The sequence below is a fragment of the Streptomyces sp. SolWspMP-5a-2 genome (genome assembly GCF_900091845.1).
Taxonomy (GTDB): Bacteria; Actinomycetota; Actinomycetes; order Streptomycetales; family Streptomycetaceae; genus Streptomyces; species Streptomyces doudnae.
The window spans coordinates 1-4,756 of sequence record NZ_FMCI01000399.1 but is presented as its reverse complement, the minus strand read 5'-3'; the positions used below and the strand labels follow the sequence as shown (position 1 = coordinate 4,756).

At 74.5% G+C, this 4,756-nt stretch carries 1 protein-coding gene; it reads right to left on the bottom strand.

Annotation, left to right across the window (positions count from 1 at the left end; all coding sequences use genetic code 11):
• Positions 1-4,756 (bottom strand): type I polyketide synthase (locus GA0115242_RS39525; protein ID WP_141721935.1); only part of this gene is annotated, 4,756 nt, incomplete at both ends.

Genomic DNA, 4,756 nt, shown 5'->3' with positions numbered 1-4,756 from the left:
ACCGTCGAACCGCTCCGGGGTGAGGGCGCCGATGAGGCCGTTGTCCCCGACACCGGCCGCGTGCACGACCGCGAGCAGTCCACGGTCCGACACCAGCGAGCCCACCAGGGCGTCGAGGGCCTCGCGGTCGGCCATGTCGCAGGCGACGACCTCGACCGAGGCGCCCGACTCGCTGATGTCACGCACCAGTTCGTCGGCGCCGGGGGCGTCCATGCCACGCCGTGACGTGAGAACGAGGTCCCGCACCCCACGCTCGGCGACCAGGTACCGGGCCACCACCGCGCCCAGACCACCCGTACCACCGGTGATCAGCACAGCACCCTCACCATCCAGCGCGGGAACAACCTCCCCCGCCTCCGGCAACCGCGCCAGCCTCGGCACCAGCACCGCACCCGCACGCACCGCGACCTCGGACTCACCCGACACCACAGCCCCGACGGCCAACTCCACACCGCCCGCCGAACCATCCACGTCCACGACGGCGAAACGACCCGGGTTCTCGGCCGAAGCCGCACGCAACAGACCCCACACCGGAGCCTGCACCACATCACCCGCACCATCCACCGACACGGCACCACGCGTCACGACCACCAGCCGCGACCCAGCGAACCGCTCCTCGGCCAGCCACGAACGCACCACACCCAGCACACGGTCCAGAACGGCTCGCACACCCACCGGAACATCCACCCCGGCATCAGGCACCACGTCCAGCACCACCACACCAGGCACCTCACCACCCGGCTCCACCACCTCCGACCACACAGCCCACGCAGGAGCCCCAGCAGCCGACGCGGCCACCGGCACCCACTCGGTGCCGTACAGCGCACCCGATTCGGCGGAGGCGGTGCCGAGTTGGGCGGAGTCGACCGGGCGGCTCACCATGGAGCCGACCGTGAGGACGGGGGCGCCGGTGAGGTCGGCGACGCGGATGTCCATGCCTCCGTCGTCGGAGGTGGTGATCCGGACGCGGACGGCGGCGGCGCCGACGGCGTGCAGGGAGACGCGGTTCCAGGCGAACGGGATGACCGTGGTGCCGTCGTCGGAGGCGTTGCTGTCGTTGAGGATGGCCGCGTGCATCGCGGCGTCCAGGAGCGCCGGGTGCAGACCGAACCGGCCCGCCTCCGCCGACTCCGACTCGGGGAGCGCCACTTCGGCGAAGAGTTCGCCGCCCCGCACCCAGGCGGCCCGCAGGCCCTGGAAGACGGGGCCGTAGCCGTAGCCGCGGTCGCTGAACACGTCGTACGCGTCCTCGACCGGCAGCACCTCGGCACCCGCCGGAGGCCACTCCGCCAGGTCGGACCCGGCGGCGACGGCCGTCTCCGTGAGGAAGCCGGTGGCGTGCGTGGTCCAGTCCTGCTCGGTGCCCTCGGGCCGCGAGTAGACGGCGACCGTACGGCGGTCCGCCGCGCGCGGTCCGACGATCACCCGGACCTGGACGCCGCCCCGCTCGGGCAGCACCAGCGGTCCGGCGAGGGTCAGTTCGTCGAGGGTCGGGCAGTGCGCCGACTCGCCTGCCGCGAGGGCCAGTTCGACGAGGACGGCGCCGGGCAGCAGCACCCGGCCGAGGACCACGTGGTCGGCGAGCCAGGGCTGCGCCTCCACGGACAACCGACCGGTCAGGACGACACCACCGGAGTCCGGGAGCGTCACGACCGCGCCGAGCAGCGGATGGTCCGCCGCGTCGAGTCCGGCGCTGCTCGCGGCGGGGGCGCCGTCGGTGGCGGTGAGCCAGTAGCGGGAGCGCTGGAAGGCGTAGGTCGGCAGGTCGACGGCGCGGGCGCCGGTACCGGCGAAGAAGCCCGCCCAGTCGACGGTGCTTCCCGCCGTGTGCAGGTGGGCGAGGGCGGTGAGGAGGGCGTCGGTCTCGGCGCGGCCCTTGCGGGCGGCCGGTACCAGCAGCGTCTCGGTGGAGCCGTCGCCGTCCCGGTCGCCGTCGAGGCAGGTCCGGGCCATGCCGGTCAGGACCGCCTCGGGGCCGATCTCGACGCAGCGGTCCACGCCCGCGTCGCGCAGGGCGGCGACGCCGTCGGCGAAGCGGACGGCCGCGCGGACGTGGTCGACCCAGTAGTCCGCGGTGGTGAGTTCGCCGCCGCGGGCGATCCGGCCGGTCACGTTGGAGACGACGGGCAGGCCGGGCTCGCGGTAGGAGAGCCGGGCCGCGACCTCGCGGAACGCGTCCAGCATCGGGTCCATCAGCGGGGAGTGGAAGGCGTGCGAGACGCGCAGCGCGCTGACCCGACGGCCCTGCTCGCGGAAGTGCGCGGCGATGGCGTCGACGGAGGCCGCGACGCCCGAGATCACCACGGAGGCGGGCCCGTTGACGGCGGCGATCGACACGTCCTCGACGGACTCCAGGTGCGCCAGCACCTCGGCCTCCGTCGCCTCGACCGCCGTCATCGCGCCCCCGGCCGGGAGCGCCTGCATCAGCCGGCCGCGGGCGGCCACCAGGGCGCAGGCGTCGGCCAGGGAGAACACCCCGGCGACGTGGGCCGCGGCGATCTCGCCGATGGAGTGCCCGGCGACCAGGTCGGGGGTGATGCCCCAGGACCCGAGCAGCCGGTGCAGGGCGACCTCGAAGGCGAACAGGGCGGCCTGGGCGTGGACCGTGCGGTCCAGCGTCTCGGCGTCCTCGCCCCAGACGACCTCGCGCAGCGGGCGGTCCAGGTGCTCGTCGAGGGCGGCGCACACGGCGTCGAACGCCTCGGCGAAGACCGGGAAGGCGGCGTACAGGTCGCGGCCCATGCCGAGGCGCTGCGAGCCCTGCCCGGTGAAGAGGAAGGCGGTCGTGCCGACGGAACGGGCGGTGCCGGTCACCACACCGGGGGCGTCCTCGCCCGCGGCCAGGGCGCGCAGCCCGGTGAGCAGTTCCGCCCGGTCGGCGCCGAGCACCGTCGCCCGGGATTCGAGCGCGGTACGGGAGGTGGCCAGCGCGTACGCGATGTCCAGGGGGTCCGTGCCGGGGCGCCGCTCCAGATCCTCGGCCAGGCGGGCGGCCTGGGCGCGCAGGGCCTCGGGGGTGGCACCGGTCACCGTCCACGGCAGGACGGCGGGAGCGTGGTCACCGGTCGGCGCGTCAGGCTCCTCGGCGGCCGGGGCGGGGCCCTGCTCCAGGACGACGTGCGCGTTGGTGCCGCTGAGGCCGAACGCGGAGACGGACGCCCGGCGCGGCTGCCCGGTGACCGGCCACGGCCGTTCCTCGGTGACCAGCTCGGCGCGGCCCTCGGTCCAGTCGACGTGCGGCGACGGACGGTCCACGTGCAGGGTGCGCGGCACCGTGCCGTGCTCCATCGCCATGACCATCTTGATGACGCCCGCGACACCGGCGGCGGCCTGCGCGTGACCGATGTTGGACTTGATGGAGCCCAGCAGCAGCGGCCGGTCCTCCGGGCGGTCCTGGCCGTAGGTGGCCAGCAGCGCCTGCGCCTCGATCGGGTCACCCAGGGTGGTGCCGGTGCCGTGCGCCTCGACGACGTCCACCTCGGAGGCGGCGAGTCCGGCGCCCTGGAGGGCCTGGCGGATCACCCGCTGCTGGGAGGGGCCGTTGGGCGCGGTGAAGCCGTTGGAGGCGCCGTCCTGGTTGACGGCGGTGCCCTTGACGACGGCGAGGACCTTGTGCCCGTTGCGCACGGCGTCCGACAGCCGCTCGACGAGGAGCACGCCGACGCCCTCGGACCAGCCGACGCCGTCCGCCGCGCCCGCGAACGCCTTGCAGCGGCCGTCGACGGACAGTCCGCGCTGGCGGCTGAACTCGACGAACATGCCGGGCGTCGACATCACGGTGGCGCCACCGGCGACCGCGAGGGAGCACTCGCCCGACCGCAGGGCCTGCACGGCGAGGTGCAGGGCGACCAGGGAGGAGGAGCAGGCCGTGTCCACGGTGACGGCCGGGCCCTCCCAGCCGTAGGTGTAGGAGAGACGGCCGGAGACCACGCTGCCGCCCGCGGTGCCGGAGGGCGACACGTTCAGCGCGTAGTCGTGGTACATGACGCCGGCGAAGACGCCGGTCCTGCTGCCCTTGAGGGTCGCCGGGTCGATGCCCGCCCGCTCCAGCGCCTCCCACGAGGTCTCCAGCAGCATGCGCTGCTGCGGGTCCATGTAGAGGGCCTCGCGGGGCGAGATGCCGAAGAATCCGGGGTCGAACTGGGCGGCGTCGTGCAGGAAACTGCCGCGCCGCGTGTAGCTCTTGCCCTCCTTGCCCGGCTCCGGGTCGTACAGGCCCTCGATGTCCCAACCCCGGTCGCCCGGCAGGTCGGAGACGGTGTCGACGCCGTCCATGACCAGGCGCCACAGCTCCTCGGGGGTGGTCACCCCGCCGGGGTAGCGGCAGGCCATGCCGACGATGGCGATGGGCTCGTCGTCGACGCGGGCCCCGCCGCGCACCGGCTCGGCCGTCCGCACGCTCTCGCCGACGAGGCGGGAGGTGATGTGCTCGGTGACGGCGAGGGCGTTGGGGTGGTCGAAGACGAGGGTCGCGGGAAGCCGCAGCCCGGTCAGGGAGTTGAGGTGGTTGCGGAGTTCGGTGGCGGCCAGGGAGTCGAATCCGAGCTCCTGGAAGGCCCGTTCGGCGCCGATCGCCTCGGCGGAGCCGTGTCCGAGGACCGCGGCGACCTGCGAGCGCACCAAGTGCAGGACGGCACGGTGCCGTTCGGCCGCCGGGAGCGCCGCGAGACGCTGCGCGGCCGACCCGTCGAGCGCCGACCCCGTGGTGACGACGGCGGCGGCGGACCTGCGCGCGGGGGCGAGGCCCCGGAGCAGC